Consider the following 23,738-nt stretch of genomic DNA (forward strand, 5'->3'; position numbering starts at 1 on the left):
GTCCCGCGTCCGACCCGCGCGGGATCGGTCGGATCAGCGGTTCGAGGCGGACTGGACGAAGTCGGCCAGGTCCTTCGACTGCTGCAACCGGCTCTCGGTGTGCACGTACATCATGTGGCCCGCGGGGTAGTACGCGGCCTCGATGTTGGCGTGCAGCTCCTCCGGGATCCGCAGGTGCGCGACCACGTGCTCGGCCGCGTAGTACGGCGTCGCGCCGTCCAGGTAGCCGTACGCGACGTGCACCTTGAGGTGCGGGTTGGCGCGCATCGCCGACGACAGCTTGTCCGCCACCGTCACGTGCGTGCCCTCGAACTCCTTGTACGACCACGGCCGGACGTTCATCGTCAGGATCTCGTAGGGCAGGTCGTTCTCGTACTCCAGCTCCGCCCGCACGTAGTGGTTCAGCGCCGCCGTGTACGGGCCGAGGATCGCCGAGTACGACGGGTCGTCGCTGAAGTGCTCGCGGCCGTAGTCGGCGTCCGGGCCGGTGAACCGCGAGTCCAGCCGGCCGACGACCTTGCGCTCCGAGCGCAGCAGCTCGGTGAAGAACCGCACGTGCTCGACCCGCAGGTCCACCCGGTCCACGTAGTCCTCGCTGAGCCCGGTCAACCCGGCCAGCCGCGCCACCACCGCCGTGCGCTCCTCGGCGGACAGCCGGTTGCCGCGCGCCAGCGCCCACGGGTAGTCGCGGGACGCGAAGTCCTCCGCGTCGGCCAGCACGTCCTCCAGCGAACGGTCGCCGTGCAGCCCGTGGTAGTGCGCGATCGCCGCGTAGGTCGGCAGGAACAGCGTGTGCGGCAGGTCGTTGCCCTCGCTGAAGTCCAGCGTGGTGAAGTCCAGCACGGACGAGATCAGCATCAGCCCGTTGAGGTACATGCCGTACCGCGACTGGAGGTAGTCGGCCAGGCCCGCCGCGCGCGTGGTCCCGTACGACTCGCCGGCCAGGAACTTCGGCGACATCCACCGCCCGTTGCGCGAGGTCCACAGCCGGATCACCTCGCCGACGGACTCCAGGTCGCCCTGGAAGCCGTGGTACTGGCCGGGCTTCTCGCCCTTCACCGCCCGTGAGTAGCCGGTCGACACCGGGTCGATGAACACCAGGTCGCTGTGCGCGAGCAGCGTCTCGGTGTTGTCGACCAGGTCGTACGGCGGGGGAGTGAGGTCGCCGACGTCGCCGGAGACGACCCGGCGCGGTCCGAGCAGGCCCAGGTGCAGCCACACGCTGGACGAGCCGGGACCGCCGTTGAACGCGAACGTCACCGGCCGCTTCGCCGGGTCCGCGCCGTCCAGCGTGTACGCCGTGACGAAGACCTCGGCCTTCGGCAGGTGGCCGTCGAACTTGCCCTCGGTCAGCACCTCCTGGCGCAGCACCACCCGACCGGTGGTCGTGGTGTAGTTCAGCTTGCGCCGCTTGACGGTGATGCTGTGCTGGGTGGTGACGAGGTCGTCGGCGGGGAGGTCCGCCCCGTCGACGTTGTCCTCGGCGGCCCGCTCGTCGCCGTTGTCCTTGTCGGTCATGGTCGAACTCTACGATCGGAGTCGTCGTCGGTGCTCCCGCTGTCCGCTCTCGACGAACGGGTTACCGGTTGCCGGGCGTGCCCGCGGCTGGTGGCGTGGCGCGAGGAGGTGGCGCGGGTCAAGCGGGCGGCGTTCCGCGACCAGGAGTACTGGGGACGCCCGGTGCCGGGTTTCGGGCCGGCGGACGCGTCGCTGGCGATCATCGGCCTGGCCCCGGCCGCGCACGGCGCCAACCGCACCGGCCGCATGTTCACCGGTGACCGTTCGGGTGACTTCCTGTACGCGGCGATGCACGCGGTCGGCCTGGCGACCCAGCCGACGGCCACGCACGTCGGTGACGGCCTGGAGCTGATCGGCACCCGCGTCACGGCCCCGGTGAAGTGCGCGCCGCCGGAGAACAAGCCGACCCCGGAGGAACGCGACAACTGCCGCCCGTGGCTGGTCCGCGAGCTGGAGCTGCTGCGGCCGACGTTGCGCGCGGTGCTCGTGCTGGGCGCGTTCGGCTGGCAGGCCGCGCTGCCCGCGCTGGCCGCGTGCCGCCCGGTGCCGCGCCCGCGCCCCGCCTTCGGCCACGGCGTCCACCTCACCCTGCCCGCGCCGGACGGCGGCGAGCCGCTGCACCTGTTCGGCTGCTACCACGTGAGCCCGCACAACACCTTCACGGGCAGGCTGACCCAACCCATGCTCCAGGACGTGCTGCGCCGCGCCAAGACCGCCGCCGGCCTCGGCTGAACAGCATAACGCTGGACGTTAATAACGGTATCCGTTATGCTTGGACGGGTGCTGCGATCGTTCGCCGACAAGGAGACGGAACGAGTATGGCAACGAAGTCGTTCGCGAGTACTTGATCCGAACGTCCAGCGGGTTGCCTTGCGCAAACTCGCCATCCTGGACGCGGCGGAGACCTTGGAAGACCTGCGGGTGCCGCCCGGCAACCGCTTGGAGAAGCTCCACGGTGACCGGGCGGGGCAGTACAGCGTCCGGATCAACCAGCAGTGGCGCATCTGCTTCCACTGGACGGTTGCGGGGCCGGAGAACGTTGAGATCGTGGACTACCACTGAAGGGAGCTTCGGGATGACCGACGAGATCATGCCTCCCGTTCATCCGGGTGAGATCCTCGACGAGGAGTACCTCGGGCCGCTCGGGGTGACCCAGCACCGCCTCGCGGTTGCCATCGGGGTTCCGCCACGCCGCATCAACGAGATCGTGCACGGCAAGCGCGGCATCACAGCCGACACCGCGCTGCGGCTCGCACGGTTCTTCGGAACGTCCGAGAGGTTCTGGCTCAACCTGCAGTCCCGTTACGAGCTCGAACGGGAGAAGGACCACTTGGCGCAGGAGTTGGCCCGGATCCAGCCGTTGGCCGGCGTGTAGGAGCTTCACGGGCAGGCTGACCCAACCCATGCTCCAGGACGTGCTGCGCGCCGCCGGGACCGCGGCGGGCATCCTCTAGTCATGGGTAGCCGGGCCAACTACGTGATCGTCGGGAACGGCGGCGTCGAGCTGTTCTACTCGCACGCCGGCGCGACCACCTTGCTGGACGACCTCGCCCGCGGGCCGGAGGTGGTCGGGCGGTTCCGGGCGGAGCGGGCCGTGCGGGAGTGGCTGGACGACGTGTGGTGCGAGGGTGCGGCGCTGGTCGACCTCGCGAACGAAGTGCTGCTCCACTTCACCTGGCACCACGACGGAGTGGCGGATCGGGCGCGGAAGCTCGCGGCGATCGAGGACGCCTGGGTCGGGTGGGACGTCCGCTGGGCGTACGGCGGCATCGAGGACGTCGTGGCGCACCTGGGCCTCGACCGGCTGACCGTGCGGACCGGACGGGCGGAGGTCGAGGCGCTGAACGGGCCGCACGAGGACTTCCCGCACGAGACCACGTGCGTGCTCACGGTGCGCGATGCCGACGGCGTGCTGCGCGGGTACGCCGTCCACCACGAGTTCTGCGAGCCGTTGTGGGCCGGGCCGCGGCTGCTGCACCTCGTCGAGCCGCTGACCCCGGTGGCCGGCCGGGGCGTGCTGTCCCCCGACGACCAAGGGCCGGACCTGGGCGTGCACGTCGACGTGGCCCGGCGCGAGGTCGGCTGTTGGACGGCCACCACGGTCAAGGGGTCGGTCGAGGAACTGGCCGCGGCCTGGCCCGGGTGGCGGTTCGAGTTCTGGGAGGACCGCCACGAGGAGCAGGCGCGGCGGTGCGCGGGCGAGTTCGAGGTGTTCCCGTTCCCGCCGCGCGGGTGACCCGGTTCGGCCGCGTTCCGGTCAAACCGGCCGCGCCGCGCGGGGGCGACGGGCATCCTTGGTCCATGAAGCCCCGGCTCGCGCTCGTCCTCGCGGTCGGGTCCGTGCTCGTCCTGATCGCGCTCGCGGCCCGCGGGACGTCGCCGGTGCGCTACCGGGACCGCCCGACCGCCGCCGACGAGCCCGCGGCGGCGACACCCGGGTCGAGCCCACCGCTGGAGACCGAGCTGGACGGCTCCGCGGCGGCCGGGTCGCTGCTGGTCTTCCTGGTCATCCTCATCGTGGTGGCGGTCATCGGCGTGGTCTGGCTGCTCGTCTCGCTCGGCGTCTTCCGGCGTCGGCGGCGGCGGCGTGGCCGGGGGGTCGCGGTCGACGCGCCCGACCTGCCCGACGAGCACGCGAACCCGCCGCCGATCCTCGTCCGCGGCGCCGCGGAAGCCCTCGAAGAGCTGCGCGAGCACGCGAACGGACCGCCGGGTGACGCCGTGATCGCCGCCTGGCTCTCCCTCGAACGGGCCGCGCAGGACAGCGGCGTGCCGCGCCGGGGCCACCAGACGGCGACCGAGTTCACCGGCGACCTGCTGCGCCGCTACCGCGTGGACGAGCACGCGGCGGGCACGCTGCGCCGCGTCTACCAGCGGGCCCGGTTCGGCACGGCCGAGGTCACCGCGGCCGACGCCCGCACGGCCACCGAGGCGCTGGAGCACATCGTGCGGGACCTGCGGTGAACGCCCTCGTCGGCGGCATGGGCCGCGCGGTCGCGTTGGCGCTGGTGGGCGCGGCCGTCACCGCGTTCGTGCTGACCCGCGTGGGCGCGCCGTGGCTGTGGGCGGTGGCGCTCGCGCTGCCCGTCGGCGGACTGACGCTGCTCGTCGCCCGCCTCCCGCGCGCGACGGACGTCGTCTGGGCGCAGCAGCCCGCCACCCTCTCCACCGCCACGTCCGTGCAGGCCACCACGCTCGCGAGCCGGCTCGCCGAGGCCGCCGTAGACCAGGACCGGTTCGTCCGCCGCGTCCAGCCCCGGCTGCGCCGGCTCGCCGAGGCGCGGCTGCGGCAGGTGCACGGCGTCCACGACCTGCACCACCCGAAAGCCCGCGAGGTGCTCGGCGCCGACCTGCACCGCCTGCTCACCGACCCGAACGCGCCGCTGCCCGAGCCGTCGAAGCTCGCCGACCTCTTGGAGAACCTGTGACCTCGACCGAAGCAGGAGCGGAAGCCGGAGCCGACACCGGAGTGGGCGTCGAGGTGATCGCGGCCGAGGCGAAGGCGGTGCTGGCCGCCGTCGGCACCGCCGTCGTCGGCCGGGAGCGGTCACTGCGGCTGGCGCTGGCGGCGATCCTCGCGGGCGGGCACGTGCTGCTGGAGGACGTGCCGGGCCTGGGCAAGACGCTGATGGCGCGGTCGCTGGCGCAGGCGTTGAAGCTGGACTTCAAGCGCCTGCAGTGCACGCCCGACCTGCTGCCCGCCGACGTCACCGGCTCGTTCCTCTACAACCCGGGCGACCGCGAGTTCACCTTCCGCGAGGGACCGCTGTTCACCGGCCTGCTGCTGGCCGACGAGATCAACCGCACCCCGCCGAAGACGCAGTCCGCGCTGCTGGAGGCCATGCAGGAGCGCCAGGTCACGGTCGAGGGCCGCACGTTCGCCCTGCCCCGCCCGTTCCACGTGCTGGCGACCGCGAATCCGGTGGAGTACGAGGGCACCTACCCGCTGCCGGAGGCGCAGCTGGACCGGTTCCTGCTGCGGCTGGACATCGGCTACCCGCCGCCCGCCGAGGAGGTCGAGGTGCTGCGCCGCAGGCTCACCCGGCAACGCGAGGAGACCTCGGTCGCACCCGTGCTGGACGCGGTCCGGCTGCGGCGGCTCCAGCACGGCGTCGAGCAGGTGTCGGTGGACGACGACGTGCTGCGGTACTGCGTGGACCTGGCGTCCGCGACCCGCGCGCACGCCGCCGTCGAGGTCGGCGCGTCACCCCGCGGCGCGCAGGCGCTGGTGCTGGTCGGGCGGGCGTTGGCGGTGCTGGACGGGCGGGACTTCGTGCTGCCCGAGGACGTCAAGGAGTGCGCCGTGCCCGCCCTCGCGCACCGGCTCACGCTGCGCCCGGAGACGTGGACGTCCGGCGTCACCGGCGTCGAGGTCGTGACCGAGCTGCTGGGCCGGGTGGCCGGCCCCGCGAGCACGCGGTCGTGAACCGGGCGGAACGGCTGCGCGAGGCGTTCACCAGCGGGCGCGGGGCGCACTGGCACCCCACGGACGCGCTGGTGCGCGGGCTCGCGCTGGGCATCGGGATGGTGGTGCTCGGCGGCCTGCTGCACGAGGTCGAGCTGGTCCTGTTCGGCGCGCCACTGCTCATCTCGACCCTGCTGGGCCTGCTCGCACCGGTCGTCGGCACGCCGGAGGTGCGGGTGCGCGGGCTGCCGCGCACCGGCGAGGTCGGCGCGGCCAGGTCGGTGGTGGAGGTCGACCCCGGCCAGGGCGCCGAGGTGATGGCGATCCGGCTGCCCGGCGTCGGCGAGGGCATCGGCCCGGTGCACCTGCTGCCCGCGTCGGCGCGGGAGATCGAGGTCGTGCTGCGGCGTGACGCGTGGGGCGAGGGCGTGGACCTGCGACCGGACCACCTGGTGGCGGGGCCGGACGCGTTGTTCGTGCTCGGTCCGGTGACGGCGCCCGAGCGGGGCCGGGTGATCCTGCCGCCGGTCGAGGCGCTGCCCTCCGGGTTGTTGCCCGCGCGCGCCGTCGGCCTGGTGGGTGCCCACCGGGCGCGCCGTCCGGGCGACTCGGTGGAGCTGCGCGACATCCGGGCGTTCCAGCCGGGCGACCGGCTGCGGCGGATCGACTGGCGGGTGTCGTTGCGGGCCTCCGGCATGGCCGGGTCGGCGGAGGGTACGAACCTGCACGTCCGCGAGCACCACGCGGAGGCGGACGCGGACGTGGTGCTGGCGCTGGACACGCGGTACGACGTGGGCGTGGAGCTGGGCGACTGGTCGGCACCGGTGCGGGCGACGCCGGGTCTGGTCTCCGGTCGCTCGTTCGGCGAGTGGTCGTTGACCTCGCGCGGCACGACGGTCCGGCCCGGCGGCAGCCTGGACCTGGCCGTGCGGGCGGCGGCGTCGTTGGCGGCGGGGTACCTGCGGCAGGGCGACCGGGTCGGCCTGGTCGACCTCGGTCGGCCGCAGCTCGGGGCCCGGCCGGGCGCGGGGCGGCGGCAGCTGCTGCGGCTGCGCAACCAGCTCGTGGTGTGCGCGCGGTCGGCCGGGTGGGCGCAGCGGCCCGTGCTGCGGCCCGAGCAGGTGCCGCACGGCGCGCTGGTGGTGGTGCTGTCGCCGTTCCTGGACGCCGAGGTGGTGGAGCTGGCCGTGCACGCCGCGCGGCGGGGCAACCTCGTGCTCGCGGTGGACGTGCTGCCGTCGCCGTTGTGCGCCGACCCGGAGACGCCGTGGGGTGGGAGCGCGCTCAAGGTGATCCGGCTGGAGCACGACGTGCGGCTGGAGGCGATGCGGCAGCACGGTGTGGCCGTACTGCCGTGGGGCGCGCCGATCGGGGGCGTGCTGCGCGCCGCCCGGACCGCCCGGCGGGTGTCCCGATGACGCGAACGTCGAACTCGGGGGTCCTGAACGTAGGACTCTCGCGTCCCGAACGTACGACTCGCGCGAGAGTCCTACCTCCACGCCGCGCGAGTCCTACGTTCGGAACAGGCGTGTCCTACGTTCAGGCACCCCGAGTTCAACGCTCAGGACGGGGGAGCGGTGCGGGCTGAGCTGGGCGCCGGGCTGCCGGCGTGGGTGTTGCGGGCGTCGATCGGGGTCGTCGCGGCCGGCGTGGCGTGGGTCCTCGCGGTCAACGGGGTCGAGTGGCCCGCGCTCGCGCTGTACGGCGCGCTGGCGGTCGTGGCGGCGGCGATACCGGCGTCCGCCGCGGTCGCGCTGATCATCGGGTACCCGGCGGCGGCGATGGCGTTCGCGACCGACGAGCCGTCGTGGTCGGGCGTGTTCGCGCTGGTCGTGCTCCTGCACCTGCTGCACGTCCTGTCCGCCTACGCGGCCGTTGTCCCGATCGGGTCACGCGTTCACCCGGTTGCCCTAAAGGCGCCGGCCAAGAGGTTCGTCGCCGTGCAACTCTCCGTGCTCGCCCTCGGCGTCGTGGTACTCCTGTTGCCGGGCGGCCGAACGGACGCCGCGGTCGAGGTCGTCGGCCTGGTCTGCGCCGTCGGACTGGTCGTCGGCACGGTGCTCCTCCTGCGTCGGAAAGGCTGAGGAAGACCCCCGCCGGCCTCAGCGCGAGCTGACCGTCTGGATCGTTCCTCTCAGCACGTTCACCCAGCCGCGCAGGTCAGCGGCCGAGTGTCGCCAATCACGCGGCGACTGTGGTCACAACGGGCCCGCTCGATGCGCCGGAAAGCCCTGCCCGGTGCGACCATGTGTGTATGGCTGCTGTGAAGTCGCAACCCACACGGATCGTGATTGTCGGCGGTGGGTACGTCGGCATGTACACCGCGCTGGGATTGCAGAAGAAGCTGCGTTCCGGCGAGGCGTCCGTCACGGTGATCGACCCCCAGCCGCACATGACCTACCAGCCGTTCCTCCCCGAGGCGGCGGCCGGTTCCATCGAGCCGCGCCACGTCGTCGTGCCGCTGCGCAAGGTCCTCAAGCGCTGCCACGTCGTCACCGGCCGCGCCACCCGCATCGAGCACGAGCGCAAGACCGTCACGGTCGAGCTCGCCGACGGCCACGTCGAGGAGTACGGCTACGACGTGCTCGTCTCGGCGCTGGGCGCGGTCTCGCGCACGCTGCCCATCCCGGGCCTGCCCGAGGTCGGCATCGGCATGAAGACCATCGGCGAGGCCATCTACCTGCGCAACCACGTGCTGTCGCGGCTCGACCAGGCCGCCAGCACGAACGACCCGGGGCTGCGCAAGCGGCTGCTGAGCTTCGTCGTCATCGGCGGCGGCTTCGCGGGCATCGAGACGCTGGCCGAGCTGGAGGACATGGCCCGCTACGCGCTGCGGTACTACGAGGGCCTGGAGCAGTCGGACATGCACTGGGTGCTGGTCGAGGCCACCGGCCGGATCATGCCCGAGGTGAGCGCGCGGCTGGGCGTCTACACCGTCGAGCAGCTCGAGAAGCGCGGCATCAAGTGCTACCTCGACACGCGCGTCAAGAGCATGGAGGGCGGCCACGTCGTCCTGGACGACGGCACCGAGTTCGACTCGGACACCATCATCTGGACCGCGGGCATGAAGGCCAACCCGATGCTGCGCGACACCGACCTGCCGCTCGACGAGCGCGGCCGGGTCCGGTGCACGGCGGCGATGCAGGTCGTCGGCCTGCCGGGCGTCTGGGCCGCGGGCGACTGCTCGGCCGTGCCGGACCTCTCGCGCACCGAGGAGGACCCGACGGCGACCTGCGTGCCCAACGCGCAGCACGCCATCCGGCAGTCCAAGCTGCTGGCCAAGAACATCGTCGCCAGCCTGCGCGGCAAGCAGCCGACGGACTACGAGCACAAGTACCTGGGCTCGGTCGCCGGCCTCGGCCTCTACAAGGGCGTGGCCGACGTGTTCGGCCTGCGCTTCAAGGGCGTCGTCGCCTGGTTCATGCACCGCAGCTACCACGTGATGTTCATGCCCACGGTCAACCGCAAGTTCCGGGTGTTCGTGGACTGGACCCAGGCGCTGTTCTCGGGCCGCGAGGTCGTCGCCCTCGGCCAGATCCACGAGCCGAAGGCCGAGTTCGACCGGGCCACCAAGAGCTGAGTGCGACGGGGTCCACGCCCGCTGCGCCGTTCGGGCGCGGCGGGCGTACGACTGTTCGGAGCAGCGCTTGCGCTTGAGCCCCCAGACGGGCTAACGGGCTGCGCGTCGCCTTGACATTGCGTAACGTGAACCCGAGAATACAGCTGGTGTATCGCCTGAATGTGTGATGCATCAGTGGGAGAGAGGTGACCGCGATGTCTCTCGAGGAGCTGGCCGCACAGCTTCGCCGCGGTGAGATCGAGGATCGTGCGCTGGCGGAGTACTCCGCGGAGTACGCCACCGCCGAAAAGCGTTTTTGCAGCAAGAAAGACGACTGAGTCATGACCGTCTCCGGGTGGGGGAACGAGATCGTCCCCCCGCCCGAGGCCGCCAGACCGGTGAAACCCACCCCGCTGTTGCTCCAAGGCCAGGACTACCTCTTCCGGTCGCAACCCAAGTGCCTGGACTTCCAGGAGCAGGTCCACCGCCTCGGCATGGTGGACGAGGGCGACGGCAGCCCCGTGCCCTGCGTGCTGGTCCTCGCCCGGGCCGCCGACATGGAGATGAACGAGCTCTCCATCGCGCTCGCCGAACGCGGCATCCGGATGGCCCGCATCGACGCCGACCGCTCGGTCGACCTGCCGCTGACCGTCTACACCGACCAGCCGCTGCTGGAGCTCGACCGCTGGCTGCTGCGACCGCTGCTGGTGTGGCGCAGGCACTTCGAGCTGACCGCGCTGCCCCTCGAACCCGGCACGCTGGCCGGCGCGTACGCCGTGGACCAGTGGGGCGCGGTCGCCGACTGGCTGTCCAGCCGCGGCGACTGGGCGCACGTCAACCCCAGTCGCACCACCTCCCACCTCAACCGGCTCACCCAGCTCGCGGACGCCGCCGCGTTCGGCCTGACGGTGCCGCGCACCACGGTCACCACCCGACCCGGCCGCACCCGGCCCGGCGGCGGGCGGTGCATCGTCAAGACCTCCGGCAGGCACCTGCTGGAACCGCGCCCCGGCATGCAGCACGGCCTGTTCCCGCGCCCGCTGGAGACCAGCCGGTCCGGTGACGTGCCCGAGTCCGCGCCGGTGATCGTGCAGGAGTACGTGCCCTCCGACACCGAGCTGCGCGTGTTCGTGGTCGGCGAGCGGTGCCTGGCGTTCCAGGTCGACAAGCTCGACCCGGCGCAGCTGTGGGTCGACCCCGAGGCGGTCCGGGTCACGCCCGTCGACGTGCCGAGCGGCCTGACCGACCGGCTGCTCGCGCTGGCCAGGCACTGGCGGCTCCAGGTCGCCGCGTTCGACCTGCTGGTCTCCGGCCGGGATCACGTGTTCCTGGAGGTCAACGTCAACTGCGACTGGCGGTGGTTCGAGCACCGGGCGCAGGACTCGCGGGTGTCCGACGCCGTGCACGAGTGGGTGGCGGCGCGCTTCAAGGAGCTGCTGGGTGCGGGCAAAGGTCGCTGAGCACGCGACGCTGTTCTACTCCGGCGGCGCCGTGGTGTGGGACGACTACCTCCACCACCGCCAGTTCGCCATCAGCGAGACCGCCGAGCTGCTGTGCCGCAAGTTCACCGAGTTCACCGACGTCGACGCGCTGCTCGCGCCGCTGGCCGAGGACGACCGGGCGGCGCTGCGCAAGGTGCTGGACGAGCTGGTCGAAGCCGGTGTGCTGATCGTCGAGGGCTCGCCCGAGCACGAGCGGGAACGCCGGCTGCTCGCCGCGTGGGGCGACTGGGGCACGTCGGCCCGGCACTTCCACTTCGCCAGCCGCACGCTCGCCGACGCGCCGTACCAGCGCTCGGAGGAGCACGACGCCGTGCTGGACGCCAAGCTCGACGCCCAGCCGCCGCCCGCGCCGTTCCGCAGCCTCGGGCGCACCGCCGTGCTGCTGCCCCGCCTGGACGGCACCTCGAAGTGGGCGTCGGCGGGCCTGCTCGACGTGCTGCTGACCCGCCGCACGACCCGCGAGTTCGGGCCGGGACCGCTGTCGTTGACGCGGGTCGCCGAACTGCTGGCGGTGCTGGCCGGCCCGTCGCCGACGCGGTCGCGGATCGGGCGGTCCGGCACGGTGTTCAAGACCAGCCCGTCCGGCGGCGGGCGGCACCCGGTCGAGCTGTACGCGCACGTGCGCGGCGTCGAGGCGCTGGAGCCGGGGTGGTACCACTACGACGGGCTCGCGCACGCGCTGGAGCCGATCGGGGTGGCGTGGGGGCCGGCCGAGATGGCCGCGGCGGCGGGCGACCAGGACTGGGTCGGGCAGGCGCCGTTGGTGCTCGCGTACACGGGAGTGCTCGAACGGACTAGATGGCGTTACGACACGTCACGTGCTTACCGCGTTGTGCAAATGGACGTAGGACACCTGTCCCAAACGGCTTATCTGGTTGCTACGGCAATGGGTTTTGGTATCGGCTTCACCGCAGCATTGCGGGATGAGCTCGTCGAACAAGCACTCGGCTGTGACGCTTATCACGAAGTCGTACTCGGTCTGAGCGCCTTGGGGCCATTACCCGAATGAGCGCAATAGCGGATCTCATTGAGCCGTGCGGGCGACTTCTTCTCAAGTAGCCCCACGAACGCTCGGTAACCGCTTAGGCTCCCCGCTGCCCCCGTAGCCCAACCGGTAGAGGCAGGCTCCTTAAAAGAGTCACAGTACGGGTTCGAATCCCGTCGGGGGCACGTTCGGCGCCACACACAGACCTCACCCATCTGCCGGGTGAACCACAACGGTGCGTCGTGCCGGTCAGTATCGAGTCACTCGATCGGGCCCGCGAACGCGGTGCGGTTGCCGTGAACAGGCATACCGCATCGGACGAGTCGCGAGGCCCGATCGGATGACCAGTGGAAAGCCGGCGAAAGGTCAGCGTTCGCGGATCCATTCCGCGACCACTTCGCCCAGCACCGCCAGCGGCAGCGGCCCGCCGCCGAGCAGCACGTCGTGGAACGCGCGGATGTCGAAGCGCTCGCCCAGCGCGTCCTCGGCCGCCGCGCGCAGCCGCAGGATCTCCAGCCGGCCGACCATGTAGGCCAGCGCCTGGCCGGGCGCGGCGATGTAGCGGTCGACCTCGTTCTCGATCTCCACCAGCGCCAGCGGCGTGTTCTCGCGCAGGTACTCGACGGCACGAGCGCGGCTCCACCCGTGCGCGTGCAGGCCGGTGTCCACCACGAGCCGGCCGGCGCGCATCGAGTCCATCGCCAGCATCCCGAGCCGCGCCACGTCGCCGGAGTACAGCCCCATCTCGTCGGCCAGCCGCTCGGTGTAGAGGCCCCAGCCCTCCAGGTACGCGGTGACGTGCGCGACGCGGCGCAGCACCGGCAGCTCGGTGAGCTGCTGCGCCAGCGTGATCTGGAAGTGGTGCCCCGGCACGGCCTCGTGGAACGCGATCGCCTCGGCCTGGTAGCGGAACCGCTCCTCGACCCGGTGGGTGTTCGCGTAGTAGGTGCCCTGCCGCAGCCCGTCCGGGGTCGGCGGCGAGTAGTAGGCGATCGGCGCGCCCGGCGCGTCGGCGGCGGGCACCGGCTCGACCCGGCAGCGCTGCTCGGGCACCCGGCCGAACCAGCGCGGCGCGGCCTGCTCCGCCCTGGTCACGGCCTCGCGCGCGGCGTCGATCAGCTCGTCCTCGGTGCTCCAGCGCAGGGCCGGGTCGGTGCGCATCCGCTCCAGGACCTCGGCCACGTCGGACGTGCCGAACACCCGTTGCCCCAGCTCGGCGTACTCGCGGGCCAGGCCGGCCATCACGTCCAGGCCGGTCTGGTGCAGTTCCCCGGGCGTGCGGTCGGTCGTGGTCTGGGCCCGTGCCAGCGCCGCGTACATCGCCTCGCCGCCGGGCAACCACCCCAGGCCCACCCGGTCGTCCGGGCGGCCCTGGATGCCCGCGACCACGTCCCGGTAGGCGGCGAACGCGGGCCGCACCACGTCGGCCAGCAGGCGTGCCCGCTCCGCGTCGAACGCCTCGCTGCCCGCCGGCCGGGCCAGCGGGTCCTCGTCGGCGGCGAGGTAGCGGTCCAGGTGCGCCACGGCGGCGTCCACGAGGCGCTGGACGGGCGTGCGGCCGGCCGTCGCGCCCGCGAGCTGCCGCTGGGCGATCCGGCGCAGGAAGTCGGGCACCGCGGCGAGCCGGTCCAGGTAGGCCCGCTCGGACTCCGGCCCGGACAGCACGATCGTCGGCATGACCACGAGCACCTCGCCCGCCGGGGCGAAGAACGAGTCGGTGATCGTGTACTCGACGCCGAGCGCGTCGATCTCGTCCACGACCGCCTCGGCCTGCTGGACGATCACCGCGCGCGTCACCGGGTCGTCGTCCGCGGGCAGGGCGCGCGCCCGGTCGGCGATGTCCAGGGCCCGTGCCCGGGTGGATTCCTCGGTCTCCGCCCGGTGGTCGGCGAGCAGGTGGTCGTATCCCGGCACGCCGTAGACGGTCGCGCCCAACGGCCCCCGCGAGAACATCAGGTCGAGCAGTTCGTCGGCCAACTCCGCCGTCGTGCCCATGCGCACCCCCTGGTCGTCGTGAAACCAAGATGGTACTTAGCCTAAGAAACGATTTACACCCGGTCCAAATAGGCCAGCACGGCGAGCACGCGCCGGTTGTCGTCCTCGGACATCGGCAGGTCCAACTTGCCGAAGATGTTCGCGATGTGTTTGCCGACGGCTTTCTCGGTGACGAACAGCCGGCCGGCGATCGCGCCGTTGGAACGGCCCTCCGCCATCAGCGACAGCACTTCCCGCTCGCGCGGCGTCAACGTGGTCAGTGGCTGGTCGCGCGCGCCGCGCGCGAGCAGTTGGTCGATGACCTCGGGATCCATCGCGGTGCCGCCGCCGGCGACCCGGCGAATGGCGTCCACGAACTGCTTGACGTCCGACACGCGGTCCTTGAGCAGGTAACCCACCGCGCCGCCCCGATCGGACAGCAGTTCGCGCGCGTAGAGCTGCTCCACGTACTGCGAGAGCACCAGGACCGGCAGTCCCGGCACCCGCTTGCGTGCCTCGATCGCGGCGCGCAGCCCCTCGTCGGTGAACGTCGGCGGCAGGCGGACGTCGACCACCGCCACGTCCGGGCGGTGGTCGACCAGGGCCTTGAGGAGGGCGGGACCGGAGTCGACCGCCTCCACCACGTCGAAGTCGTAGGCCTTCAGGAGCCGGATCAGGCCGTCCCGGAGGAGGACGAGGTCTTCACCGAGGACAACTCGCACGGCAGCTCCATGGTCACGATGGTCGGCCCGCCCACCGGGCTCGCGATGCCGAGTGTGCCGTCGAACGCGGCCAGCCGGCGCTCGATCCCGCGCAACCCACCGTTCTCGGCCGGCTCCGCGCCGCCCCGCCCGTTGTCGCCGATCATCAACGACAACCGGCCGTCGTCGTGCCGCACCCGCACCCACGCGTCGGTCGCGCCGCTGTGCTTGGCCACGTTCGTCAACGTCTCGGCCACCGCGAAGTACGCGGCCGACTCGACCGGCGCCTCCGGTCGGCCCGCCAGCTCCAGGTCCACCTCCACCGGCAGCGGGTGGGCCAGCGCCAACGCGCGCAGCGCGCCGTCCAGCCCGCGGTCGGCCAGCACCGGCGGGTGGATGCCGCGCACCAGGTCCCGCAGCTCGGCCAACGCCTGGGTGGACGACTGGCGCGCCTCGGCCAGCAGCTCCTGCGCCGCCCGCGGGTCACGGGCCAGCAGCTCCTCCGCCATGCCCAGGTTCAGCCCGAGCGCGACCAGCCTGGCCTGCGCGCCGTCGTGCAGGTCCCGTTCGATCCGGCGCAGCTCGGCGGCCTGCGCGTCGACGGTGTCGGCCCGCGAGTCGGCCAGCACGCGCACCCGGTGGGTGAGGGCGGCGGTGGCGCTGGGCGCGAGCAGCCACCTGACGACGGACGCGTGCAGCCGGGCGGCGCGGGGCGTGACCCACCACGCCAGCACCAGGAAGGCGATGCCCATCAGCGGCGCGAGCACGAAGTTGCCCGGGGTGTCGCGGCCGAGCAGGACGTAGTCGACGTCCCCCCGGTCCAGCCAGACCAGCGGCACCGCGAACCCGAGCACACCGTTGATCCAGACCCCGACCGGCAGCACGCCGCAGAGGATCCCGACGATCGCGTTGACGGGCAGGAACGCCAGGTCTCGCCACGTCGCGGGGTCGGTGGCGATGGTCCGGACCCTGGTCATCGGGCCCCGGTTCGCCGGCAGCCGGTACGGCGCCGGGATCTCCACCTCCAGCACCCGCGAGGCCCACCGGCGGAAGAAACCGGTGTAGTGGCGGCTCAGCGCGGTGAACACCAGCAGCAGGGGCACGCCGACGGTCACCAGGATCAGCGGGTAGGCGTAGAGCAGCAGCGGGATCAGCGCCAGGCCCGCGACGCACAGCGGTGTCCGGGCCAACCCCAGCCCTGCCTGCGTCAGCCGGGTACGGGCGGCGCGCACCAGGTCGTGGTCCGTCATGGCGGCGATTCTTCCGGCTTGCCCCAGGCAAATCGGTGGGTTTAACCCCCCAATGCCCGCGGAGGTTGATCACGGCCGCCCTCTGGGATCGATCACGGCTGCCCTCAGAGGTCGATCACGGTCCCGTCCGCGACGACCTCCACGCCCGCCCCCGTGACCTCCGCGTGCTCCGGCGACGTCGGGTCCAGCACCGGGTTGGTGTTGTTGAGGTGGGTGTAGATCCGCCTGGTCGCCGGGTGCCCGCGCAGCTCCGGGAGGCTGTGCGCGATCGGCAGGTGGCCCATCGCGGCCTGCCCGCTCGGCCTGCCGGTGGCCGCGCCCATCTCCGACGGCGCGTGGAACGTGCCGTCCAGCAGCACCACGTCCGCCTCCGCCACCAGCGCGTCGAACCCGGCCGGCCAGGACGCCAGGCACGGCGCGTACAGCAGCACCCCGCCGGTGGCCGGGTCGCGGAACCGGTAGGCCACCACCCAGTGGCCCGCCGCCGGCGGGTCGGCGGCGTAGCGGGGCCGCTTGCCGCTCACCGGGAACGCGGTGACCTCGATCCCGCCCGTCAGCGCGAACGCCCGCTCGGGCTCCACCGGCCGCCACGACCACTCGCCGTACGCGGCCAGCACGGCACGCGTGGGCGCGAGCGCGTGCAGCACGGTGGCGGGCGCGTGCACCCGCAGTCCCGGCGCGCCGCGCAGCACCGCCAAGCCCAGCGTGTGATCCAGCTCGGCGTCGGTGAGCAGCACACCGCGCACGGGCGTGTCCCGCGGGCCGGGACCGGGCGCGAGCGCGGGGGTGGCGGCGAGCTGCGCGCCGATGTCCGGTGAGGCGTTGACCAGCCACCAGTCCACGCCGTTCCCGCTCACGGCCACCGCGTCCTGCGTGCGCGCGGGCAGGACGCCTGCCCGCACCGCCGTGCACGGGCCGCACGCGCAGTTCCACTGCGGCACACCGCCACCGGCGGCCGTGCCGAGCACCACGGCCTTCACCGCACGACCCCCCGGTGCTCGACCACCTCGGCCGGCGCGCCCGCCAGGATCAGGTCGACCACGCCCCGGTGCGGCGACAGCGTGCACACCGGGTCGGTCGCCGACGCGTCGCCGGTCAGCTGGAACGCCTGGCAGCGGCACCCGCCGAAGTCCAGCTCGCGGCGCGCGCACGAGCGGCACGGGTCGCGCATCCAGTCGAAGCCGCGGAAGGCCGTGAACGCGGGCGAGGTGTGCCAGATGTCGGCCAGCGGCCGGTCCTTCACGTTCTCCACGCCGAGCCCGTCGATCACGCCCGCCGCCGGGCACGGCAGCACGTCGCCGTTCGGCGCCACGGTCAGCTGCCGCGCGCCCCACCCGTGCATGCACGGCTTCGGGTGCGCCTCGTGGTAGTCGGCGACCACGTACACGATCTCCATCGCCGACCGGGCCCGCGCGGCGGCCACCACCTCGCCGGCCCGCGCCACCTGCTCCCGCGTCGGCAGCAGCGCGGCCCGGTTGCGCAGCGCCCAGCCGTAGTACTGGGTGTTGGCCAGCTCCAGCCGGTCCGCGCCCAGGCGCTCGGCCAGCGCGACGATCTCGCCGACGTGGTCGAGGTTGAGCCGGTGCAGCACCACGTTCACGGTCAGCGGCAGCCCGGCGTCCCGGACCGCCTCGGCGGCGCGGAGCTTGGGCTCGAACGCCCGCACCCCGGCGATCCGGTTCGCGCCTGCCTCGTCCGCGTCCTGCACGGACAGCTGCACGTGGTCCACACCGGGCAGCCCCGCCAGCCGCTCGCGGGTCAGGCCGAGCCCGCTCGTCACCAGGTTCACGTAGCAGCCGAGCCCGGCCGCGTGCTCGACCAGCTCCGGCAAGTCCTTGCGCGCCAGCGGTTCGCCGCCGGACAGGTGGACCTGGAGCACGCCCAACGCGCGGGCCTGGTCGAACACCCCGCGCCACCGCGCGGTGTCCAGCTCGTCGGCGCGACGGGCCAGCTCGACCGGGTTGGAGCAGTACCCGCAGCGCAGCGGGCACCGGTGGGTCAGCTCGGCGAGCAGCCCGAACGGCGCGTCCGCCCCCGGCGCCTCACCCATCGACGTCCACCACCCGGCGGGCCACCAGCCGCGCGACGAGCTCGGCCACGTCGTCCGCCCGCACCCCGTCGAACTCCTCGGCCAGCAGGCGTGCGATGTCCTCGACGGACGTGCGCCCGTCGCACAGCCCGACCACCGCCGCCGCGGTCTCGTTGAGCACCAGCACGCCTTCCGGGAACAGCACCACGTGGCTGTCCCGGGTCTCGTCGTAGGTCGTCTTCACGCCCCGGCGCAGGCGCGGCACCGCGCTCAAGCCCGTCATGGCCGGCTCCGTCACGAGTAGTAGTCCACGGCGTCGAGCACCGCTCGCAGCACGTCGCACTTGAACGCCAGGGCGGCGATCGCCGCCTCCTGCTGCTCGCGCGTGCGGCAGTTGCGCACCACGATGTCCACAGTGGACCTCCCTTCGTCGGCGACCGCCTCGATCCGGGTGGTGAAGTAGGTGAAGCCCTCCTCGGCGATCCACGGGTAGTGCTCGCGCATGTCCACCAGCCGGCGCGCCATCAGGCCGCGGGAGAACATCTCGGTCAGCCCGGACGCGACCGCCTCCACCCACGGCCTGGTGCGGGCGAATGTCACGTAGGCGTCCACCGCGAACCGCACGCCCGGCAGCACGTGCCGCTCGTCGAGCACTTCCTCGCGGGGCAGCCCGACGGCCTCGGCCAGGCGCAGCCAGTTCTCGACACCGCCCTCGCCGGGCCCGCCGCCGTCGTGCCAGACGATCCGCTCCCGCCACACCCGCCGGACCGCGACGTCCGGGCAGTTGGCCAGGATCGCCGCGTCCTTGCGCGGTATCGCCTGCTGGTAGTACCAGCGGTTGGCCGCCCACAGCTGCAGCTCGTGCTTGCCCAACCGGCCCTCGTGCAGCCGGAGGTGGAAGGGGTGGCGGTCCCAGTAGCGGGGTGACAGGGCGCGCAGGCGCGCGGTGAACTCGGCCGGCGCCAACGTGGCGGAGCCGGACGTCTCGGGGGTGGGCACAGCGGTGGGGCACCTCTCGGGTACGCGGGCGCCGCGCCCCGCCGACGCGCGGCCGGCGGGCACGGCGGCGGGACGGGACGCGGCGGACGGGACGGGACGCGGCGGCGGGCTCAGCCGCGAGCGGCGTAGGCGGTGACTTCCATGGGGGTGTCGACGTCCCGGAAATCGGGCTTGACCCAGGTGCGCTTCTCGGGCTCGGTGGTCATGCGCTCTACTCCTCGGATGTGTGGTGCCTCTCCGTGGGGCGGCGGTAACCCACCGTAGGGCTTGCGGCGGCTACCGCGCTAGTTCCAGTTCCGCGCGGCGGGCATGCGCCTCAACTGTTCCAGCACCACCGGATCCTGCAACTGCATCCACTGGATCACCTCCGTATAGGTGGCGCACACCGTTTCGGGCTTGACGCACACCTCGCCGAGGAATCCCTCCACCGCGTTGCCGAACGCGCCGCCCGCCCACTCGTTGAAGTGGTTGCCGATCACGATCGGCGCGCGGTTGCCGTTGACCGCGGACTGGTGCACCGAGCGGTAGGTGTCCAGCACGATCCGGGTGTAGTCACCGGCCCGGTCCGGCTCGTCCTCGGCGCCGTTGAGCGCGTACCAGAGGTTGAAGTCCATCATCACGACCTGCTTGCCCAGCGCGGGCACGCGGACCTCCGGCAGGGGGAACTCCCACAGGCCCTCGTGCACGAACGGCCACACCACGCCGAGGCTCACGTGGCTGGTGTCGTAGGCCAGGCCGTGGCCGCGCATGGCCGGGAACGCCTGGCCCCACTGCCCCTCCAGGCACGGCGTGCGCCCGCCGCGCACGGCCGCCGGGTCCAGCTTGAACCCCCGCTGCCGGGCCTTCTCCACGATCGCGGAGAACTGGTCGAGCTCCCGGTTCCACTGGTCGGTGTCCCACCGGTCGACGTTCGGCTCGTCGCCGACGCAGTAGTGGCCGTTGTAGTGGGTGCCGATCTCGTGGCCCGCGTCGATGGCCGCGTTGAGGTAGCCGATCCGCAGCTCCACGTCCGCGCGGCTGCCGCCGAACCCGATGGACGAGTACCCGGGCTGGTGCCCGGGGCCGGTGTAGGTGTGGGACTCGTCGTCCGGCACCAGGTACACGCCCGACAACAGGCCGGTGACGTGCGCGTTCACCCGCTCGGCGATCGGCATGATCCGGTCCCAGTGCGGCTTGGACGCGGCGCCGTCGAACGAGAACAGCACGAACTGCGGCGGCTTCTCGCCGGGCTGCATGCGCCGCATCCACGCGGGTGGCGAGACGGCGGCGGGCACGGCCGGCGCGGCGGCGGCGCTGGTGCTGCCTGTCGTGCGCGGCGCCATCGGCAGCGGCGCGGCCAGGTCGCCCACGTCGTGCCCCGGTCTGGCCTCACGGGCTCCCAGGACGGCCAGCACCACCAGGGTGAGTGCCAGCGCGACGCCCGTGCTCAGCCAGCCCCATCGCTTCACACCCACAAGACGACGGGAAGTAGCCGGAGGTTGCCCCGCTGTGACGTGATCACCGAACGTGATCGCGTCACGGCACGGGCGTGGCGGTCACGACCTGGTTCTCCTCGTAGCCGGTGTCGCCGCCGACCCACCGCCCGCCGCACGTCACCAGCACCAACCGGTGCCCGCCGCGCGGCCCGAACAGCTCGACCGCCCGGGCCGGCAGGGCCTCCTTGCGGACCGCCTCGACCCGGCTGACCTGGAACCCGAACGTCCGGCCGGCGGTGTCGACCACGGTCACCCGCTGCCCGACCGCCATCCGCCACAGCTCGTCGAACGGTCCGGTCACGCCCTTCCAGTCCACGTGCCCCGCCAGCACCGTCGCGCCCTCGGCCGCGCCGAGGTCCACGCCCCACCACGTCGCCTCGCCGACGCCCTCCGGGATCGGCAGCGCGCCGGCCGCGGTGACCTCCTCGCGCACCAGCGTGGCCAACCCGCCCTCGGGCAGCCGTACGGTCCCCGGCTGCTGCCGGGGCGGGTCGGCGGGCGGGGGAGCCGTGGCGGTCGTCGTGGTGGGCGCGGGCGGGGGAGCCGCGGGCTGGTTCGCACCGGCCGGCATGCCCGCCAGGTCCACTCCACGTCCGGAGCGCGCGCTGTCGCCCAACGGGTGCGGCACGACGGCGTCACCGGGGACCGGCCGGCCCGCGAGGACCACGTCCGGCGCCTGGGTGGAGACGAGCGCGGCGGAGGCGAGCAGAGCCGCCACCGCCGCGCCCGTCAGCAAAGCCTTCACGACCGCGAGGCCGCCCGTCGCCGCACCAGGAGGCCGACCAACGCCGCGCCGATCAGCACCACGCCGCCGAACCCGACCAGCGCGCCGGCCGACACCTCGCTGGTGTACGCGGCCTTCGCGACCACGCCGGCGCCCTGGGACCCGGCCGCGATCGTGATCGGGACGACCGGCTTGTCTGGCTTGTTGGTCAACGCCAGCGCCAGCGTCTGGCCCGCCTCGACGGTCCCGCACACCTTGGGCGGCGCGGTGGGGTCGAAGAACTCCTCGTAGCCCTTGGCCGGCGCGACCTCGACCAGGCAGACCTCCTGCGGCGTGCGCAGGTCGGGCACGGTCGCGGTGCCGTCGGCCGCGGTCTGGAGCACCAGCGGCGTGCCCTCGGGCCCGGTCAGCTCGGTGTCGTCCTGCCGCTTCGCGGGCTTCGAGCCGTCGGCCGAGGTCACCTTCAGCGTCACGCCCGCGATCGCCTTGCCGGTCTCGGCGTCGGTCTTGGCGACCTTCACCACACCCGGCGGGGTCTTCGCGGTCGTCGACGCGTTCGCGGCCAGCTTCTTCTCGCCGCCCGTGGTGACGATCCGCTGCATGTCGTCGTCGGCCGGGATGTGCACCTTGGGCCGGTCGGCCGGGCTGTCCAGCTTCACCGTGAACGACGGGTTCGGCCCGGTCGGCACGACCTTCACCGCGAGCGACTCGCCGTCGGTGGAGGTGGTCAGCTCACCGGTGGCGGCGCCGGACTCCAGCGTCGCGTCGGTCAGCTCCACGCTCAGCGGCGCGCCGGCCACCTGGCCGCCGTCGGTCTTGGTGATGTCGACCACCCACGTGTCGGGGGTGCCGATGACCTGCTCCTTCTCCGGGGCGCTCACCTTCGCCGCCCACGGGCCGCGGTTGGCCGCCGCCTCGGCCTCCAGCCTGCCCACCGCCTGCTGGGCCTGGCCGAAGCGCCCGAGCTGCTGGAAGTGGAAGTCGGCGTTGTAGGCGATGTGCCGGAAGTCGCTGTTCGGGTCGAGGGAGATGCCCTTGGCCGGGTCCTCGCGCGCCGTCCACGTGTGCAGCAGGTGCGCCAGCGCCGCCGACTCGTCGGCCGACTGGGTGTTCGAGTACCTCAGCAGGAGGTACGAGATGCTGCCCGCCACGTCGTCGGGGAGCCGCGCGCCGCCCTTGGTGAGCAGCTCGTCGCCTTCCTTGTACTCGACCGAGCTGTCCGGCGCGAGCAGCGAGTACTGCACGCACCACACCTGCTGCCCGCGCCACAGGTAGGAGCCGAGCCAGTCCCCACCCGCCGGCTTGCCCCGGTAACCCTGCGGGTCCGTCTCGTAGCCGATGCCCTGCTGCGCCTGCGCCCCGGCTGTGACGGGCACGACGAGCAAGGTCAGACCGGCCGCGAGCACCGCGCCGGCGAGTCGTCTCCACACCATGATGTCCTGAACCCCTCGGGCGCGCCGGTGGGCGTCGCCGGTCGGTGAGAGCTGCCGGGACTGAGCCTTACGGGTCCGAGATCACGTCGACAAGCCACCAGGGGGGTGGAACGCCGACTACGCTCCGCAGCGCGGGGTGTGGATTCGAGATCGACAGTCCGAGTAAAGTCGCTTTTACCCGACGGGAACCGATCGACTCGTGTGGTCGTTGAACCCCGTGACGGCGTCAGCACGCCACAGGAGGACGAGGTGCGTACCACCAGCAACCCCGCGTTCCGCAACCTGCCGACCAGCGGCGGTAGCGGTAACCACGCAGGCTTCGGCCAGCCCTATGAGGCGCAGCAGTACGGCGGCTACCAGGGCGCGCCGCCGACCACCGGCGAGCGGCCCATCACGATCGACGACGTGGTCACCAAGACCGCGACGACGCTCGGTGTGGCCATCCTCACCGGGTTCGTCTCGGCGTGGCTGGTGCTCTCGGGCCAGATCGCGCCGTTCGCGCTCGCGGTGCCCGGCATGCTCATCGGGCTGGTCCTGGCCCTGATCATCATCTTCAAGCGCACGCCGAGCGGCCCGATGGTGCTCGCCTACTCGGCGGCGGAGGGCGTGTTCCTCGGCGCCATCACCGGCGTGTTCGAGTCGATCTTCCCGGGCATCGCCTGGCAGGCGATCCTGGGCACGTTCGGTGTGTTCGGCGCGATGCTCGTGGTCTACAAGACGGGCGCGATCCGGGTCACCCCGCGGCTGACCAAGTGGGTCATCGGCGCGACCGTCGGCGCGGCCGTGCTCATGCTCGGCAACCTGGTCATGGGCATGTTCGGCGTGAACATGGGCCTGCGTGACGGCGGCACCCTGGCGATCATCTTCAGCCTGGTGGTCATCGGCATCGCGGCGTTCAGCTTCCTGCTGGACTTCGAGGCGGCCAACGAGATGATCCGCGGCGCGCTGCCCGCCAAGTACGCCTGGCTGGCCGCGTTCGGCCTGATGACCACGCTGGTCTGGCTGTACCTGGAGATCCTGCGACTGCTGTCGTACTTCCAGAACGACTAGTCGCACCCGCACCCGAAGGGCGCCCCCGGCCACCGCCGGGCGGCGCCCTTCGCGCGTGTCGTACCTCCAGCGCCCGCGTGTCCTACCTCCAGAACCCGCGAGTCCTACGTTCGGAACGCGCGAGTCCTACGTCC

Annotated in this window: 26 protein-coding genes and 1 tRNA gene; 15 read left to right on the forward strand and 12 right to left on the reverse strand. The window is 72.6% G+C overall.

The features are described 5' to 3' along the window. Positions 1-33 precede the first annotated feature (33 nt). Positions 34-1,518 carry a S10 family peptidase gene (locus ACQPYE_RS03775; protein WP_498719139.1) on the reverse strand — a complete coding sequence of 495 codons (1,485 nt, stop codon included), beginning with the start codon at positions 1,516-1,518 and terminating at the stop codon, positions 34-36. A 30-nt stretch (positions 1,519-1,548) separates the two neighbouring features. Between ACQPYE_RS03775 and ACQPYE_RS03780 the strand changes: the two genes are divergently transcribed. The 14 genes from ACQPYE_RS03780 to ACQPYE_RS03845 all read left to right on the forward strand — a co-directional run bounded on the left by ACQPYE_RS03780 (position 1,549) and on the right by ACQPYE_RS03845 (position 12,154). Next, a complete protein-coding gene (locus ACQPYE_RS03780) occupies positions 1,549-2,250 on the forward strand; it encodes a uracil-DNA glycosylase (RefSeq protein ID WP_498719140.1) in 702 nt (233 codons plus the stop codon). A gap of 48 nt (positions 2,251-2,298) precedes the next feature. Further along, on the forward strand, positions 2,299-2,580 hold the full coding sequence (locus tag ACQPYE_RS03785) for a type II toxin-antitoxin system RelE/ParE family toxin (protein WP_498719141.1): 282 nt from the start codon (positions 2,299-2,301) through the stop codon (positions 2,578-2,580). Between the two features lie 13 nt (positions 2,581-2,593). Next, positions 2,594-2,893, forward strand: a complete 300-nt coding sequence (locus tag ACQPYE_RS03790; protein ID WP_498719142.1) for a HigA family addiction module antitoxin — start codon at positions 2,594-2,596, stop codon at positions 2,891-2,893. Between the two features lie 81 nt (positions 2,894-2,974). Beyond that, positions 2,975-3,754, forward strand: coding sequence for a hypothetical protein (locus ACQPYE_RS03795; RefSeq protein WP_498719143.1), 780 nt, complete (start codon positions 2,975-2,977; stop codon positions 3,752-3,754). Between the two features lie 65 nt (positions 3,755-3,819). Further along, complete coding sequence (locus ACQPYE_RS03800) at positions 3,820-4,482, forward strand: DUF4129 domain-containing protein (RefSeq protein ID WP_498719144.1); 663 nt, start codon at positions 3,820-3,822, stop codon at positions 4,480-4,482. Next, entirely contained in the window at positions 4,479-4,946 is a 468-nt protein-coding gene (locus ACQPYE_RS03805; protein WP_498719145.1) for a hypothetical protein, read from the forward strand. Before ACQPYE_RS03800 ends, ACQPYE_RS03805 begins: the two co-directional genes overlap by 4 nt. 41 nt (positions 4,947-4,987) lie before the next feature. Then, positions 4,988-5,944, forward strand: a complete 957-nt coding sequence (locus ACQPYE_RS03810) for an AAA family ATPase (RefSeq protein WP_498722833.1) — start codon at positions 4,988-4,990, stop codon at positions 5,942-5,944. Beyond that, positions 5,941-7,341 carry a DUF58 domain-containing protein gene (locus ACQPYE_RS03815; RefSeq protein WP_498719146.1) on the forward strand — a complete coding sequence of 467 codons (1,401 nt, stop codon included), beginning with the start codon at positions 5,941-5,943 and terminating at the stop codon, positions 7,339-7,341. The genes ACQPYE_RS03810 and ACQPYE_RS03815 overlap by 4 nt, the downstream gene beginning before the upstream one ends. A gap of 159 nt (positions 7,342-7,500) precedes the next feature. Further along, a complete protein-coding gene (locus ACQPYE_RS03820; protein WP_498719147.1) occupies positions 7,501-8,007 on the forward strand; it encodes a hypothetical protein in 507 nt (168 codons plus the stop codon). Positions 8,008-8,177: 170 nt separating this feature from the next. Next, positions 8,178-9,503, forward strand: coding sequence for an NAD(P)/FAD-dependent oxidoreductase (locus ACQPYE_RS03825; RefSeq protein ID WP_498719148.1), 1,326 nt, complete (start codon positions 8,178-8,180; stop codon positions 9,501-9,503). Positions 9,504-9,697: 194 nt separating this feature from the next. Beyond that, positions 9,698-9,820 carry a hypothetical protein gene (locus tag ACQPYE_RS03830; RefSeq protein WP_267935188.1) on the forward strand — a complete coding sequence of 41 codons (123 nt, stop codon included), beginning with the start codon at positions 9,698-9,700 and terminating at the stop codon, positions 9,818-9,820. A 3-nt stretch (positions 9,821-9,823) separates the two neighbouring features. Further along, entirely contained in the window at positions 9,824-10,942 is a 1,119-nt protein-coding gene (locus ACQPYE_RS03835; RefSeq protein WP_498719149.1) for an ATP-grasp domain-containing protein, read from the forward strand. Next, on the forward strand, positions 10,923-11,993 hold the full coding sequence (locus tag ACQPYE_RS03840; RefSeq protein WP_498719150.1) for a SagB family peptide dehydrogenase: 1,071 nt from the start codon (positions 10,923-10,925) through the stop codon (positions 11,991-11,993). Before ACQPYE_RS03835 ends, ACQPYE_RS03840 begins: the two co-directional genes overlap by 20 nt. 87 nt (positions 11,994-12,080) lie before the next feature. Continuing rightward, positions 12,081-12,154, forward strand: a tRNA-Leu gene (locus ACQPYE_RS03845). 181 nt (positions 12,155-12,335) lie between these two features. Here ACQPYE_RS03845 and ACQPYE_RS03850 read toward each other — a convergent pair. From ACQPYE_RS03850 to ACQPYE_RS03900, 11 genes are all read right to left on the reverse strand, one after another. Beyond that, a complete protein-coding gene (locus ACQPYE_RS03850; RefSeq protein ID WP_498719151.1) occupies positions 12,336-13,964 on the reverse strand; it encodes a DUF885 domain-containing protein in 1,629 nt (542 codons plus the stop codon). Positions 13,965-14,017: 53 nt separating this feature from the next. Next, positions 14,018-14,665, reverse strand: coding sequence for a LuxR C-terminal-related transcriptional regulator (locus ACQPYE_RS03855; RefSeq protein WP_498719152.1), 648 nt, complete (start codon positions 14,663-14,665; stop codon positions 14,018-14,020). Continuing rightward, positions 14,617-15,894: a sensor histidine kinase gene (locus ACQPYE_RS03860; RefSeq protein ID WP_498719153.1), complete on the reverse strand. Its 1,278-nt coding sequence runs from the start codon at positions 15,892-15,894 to the stop codon at positions 14,617-14,619. The genes ACQPYE_RS03855 and ACQPYE_RS03860 overlap by 49 nt, the downstream gene beginning before the upstream one ends. A 104-nt stretch (positions 15,895-15,998) precedes the next feature. Beyond that, a complete protein-coding gene (gene pqqB, locus ACQPYE_RS03865) occupies positions 15,999-16,874 on the reverse strand; it encodes a pyrroloquinoline quinone biosynthesis protein PqqB (RefSeq protein WP_498719154.1) in 876 nt (291 codons plus the stop codon). Continuing rightward, on the reverse strand, positions 16,871-17,944 hold the full coding sequence (gene pqqE, locus ACQPYE_RS03870; RefSeq protein WP_498719155.1) for a pyrroloquinoline quinone biosynthesis protein PqqE: 1,074 nt from the start codon (positions 17,942-17,944) through the stop codon (positions 16,871-16,873). Before pqqE ends, pqqB begins: the two co-directional genes overlap by 4 nt. Then, entirely contained in the window at positions 17,937-18,206 is a 270-nt protein-coding gene (gene pqqD, locus ACQPYE_RS03875; RefSeq protein WP_498719156.1) for a pyrroloquinoline quinone biosynthesis peptide chaperone PqqD, read from the reverse strand. Before pqqD ends, pqqE begins: the two co-directional genes overlap by 8 nt. An 11-nt stretch (positions 18,207-18,217) precedes the next feature. After that, positions 18,218-18,922, reverse strand: coding sequence for a pyrroloquinoline-quinone synthase PqqC (pqqC, locus tag ACQPYE_RS03880; RefSeq protein ID WP_498719157.1), 705 nt, complete (start codon positions 18,920-18,922; stop codon positions 18,218-18,220). A 110-nt stretch (positions 18,923-19,032) separates the two neighbouring features. Next, positions 19,033-19,128, reverse strand: coding sequence for a pyrroloquinoline quinone precursor peptide PqqA (gene pqqA, locus ACQPYE_RS03885; RefSeq protein ID WP_498719158.1), 96 nt, complete (start codon positions 19,126-19,128; stop codon positions 19,033-19,035). 78 nt (positions 19,129-19,206) lie between these two features. After that, positions 19,207-20,370: a polysaccharide deacetylase family protein gene (locus ACQPYE_RS03890; protein ID WP_498719159.1), complete on the reverse strand. Its 1,164-nt coding sequence runs from the start codon at positions 20,368-20,370 to the stop codon at positions 19,207-19,209. 67 nt (positions 20,371-20,437) lie between these two features. Next, on the reverse strand, positions 20,438-21,142 hold the full coding sequence (locus ACQPYE_RS03895) for a class F sortase (RefSeq protein ID WP_498719160.1): 705 nt from the start codon (positions 21,140-21,142) through the stop codon (positions 20,438-20,440). Further along, positions 21,139-22,554 (reverse strand): MSCRAMM family protein, encoded by a 1,416-nt coding sequence (locus tag ACQPYE_RS03900; protein WP_498719161.1) that lies wholly within the window; start codon positions 22,552-22,554, stop codon positions 21,139-21,141. The genes ACQPYE_RS03895 and ACQPYE_RS03900 overlap by 4 nt, the downstream gene beginning before the upstream one ends. Positions 22,555-22,803: 249 nt before the next feature. Between ACQPYE_RS03900 and ACQPYE_RS03905 the strand changes: the two genes are divergently transcribed. After that, positions 22,804-23,604 (forward strand): Bax inhibitor-1/YccA family protein, encoded by an 801-nt coding sequence (locus ACQPYE_RS03905; RefSeq protein WP_498719162.1) that lies wholly within the window; start codon positions 22,804-22,806, stop codon positions 23,602-23,604. Positions 23,605-23,738: the final 134 nt, after the last annotated feature.

Source organism: Actinosynnema sp. CA-299493 (assembly GCF_050946825.1).
Lineage (GTDB): Bacteria > Actinomycetota > Actinomycetes > Mycobacteriales > Pseudonocardiaceae > Actinosynnema.

Excerpts from the sequence above, each read along its gene's own strand:
- ACQPYE_RS03775 (WP_498719139.1), bottom strand. The coding sequence starts at position 1,518 with ATGACCGACAAGGACAACGGCGACGAGCGGGCCGCCGAGGACAACGTC.
- ACQPYE_RS03790 (WP_498719142.1), top strand. The coding sequence starts at position 2,594 with ATGACCGACGAGATCATGCCTCCCGTTCATCCGGGTGAGATCCTCGAC.
- ACQPYE_RS03795 (WP_498719143.1), top strand. The coding sequence starts at position 2,975 with ATGGGTAGCCGGGCCAACTACGTGATCGTCGGGAACGGCGGCGTCGAG.
- ACQPYE_RS03800 (WP_498719144.1), top strand. The coding sequence starts at position 3,820 with ATGAAGCCCCGGCTCGCGCTCGTCCTCGCGGTCGGGTCCGTGCTCGTC.
- ACQPYE_RS03825 (WP_498719148.1), top strand. The coding sequence starts at position 8,178 with ATGGCTGCTGTGAAGTCGCAACCCACACGGATCGTGATTGTCGGCGGT.
- ACQPYE_RS03830 (WP_267935188.1), top strand. The coding sequence starts at position 9,698 with ATGTCTCTCGAGGAGCTGGCCGCACAGCTTCGCCGCGGTGAGATCGAG.
- ACQPYE_RS03835 (WP_498719149.1), top strand. The coding sequence starts at position 9,824 with ATGACCGTCTCCGGGTGGGGGAACGAGATCGTCCCCCCGCCCGAGGCC.
- ACQPYE_RS03850 (WP_498719151.1), bottom strand. The coding sequence starts at position 13,964 with ATGGGCACGACGGCGGAGTTGGCCGACGAACTGCTCGACCTGATGTTC.
- ACQPYE_RS03860 (WP_498719153.1), bottom strand. The coding sequence starts at position 15,894 with ATGACGGACCACGACCTGGTGCGCGCCGCCCGTACCCGGCTGACGCAG.
- pqqE (WP_498719155.1), bottom strand. The coding sequence starts at position 17,944 with ATGGGTGAGGCGCCGGGGGCGGACGCGCCGTTCGGGCTGCTCGCCGAG.
- pqqD (WP_498719156.1), bottom strand. The coding sequence starts at position 18,206 with ATGACGGGCTTGAGCGCGGTGCCGCGCCTGCGCCGGGGCGTGAAGACG.
- pqqA (WP_498719158.1), bottom strand. The coding sequence starts at position 19,128 with ATGACCACCGAGCCCGAGAAGCGCACCTGGGTCAAGCCCGATTTCCGG.
- ACQPYE_RS03900 (WP_498719161.1), bottom strand. The coding sequence starts at position 22,554 with ATGGTGTGGAGACGACTCGCCGGCGCGGTGCTCGCGGCCGGTCTGACC.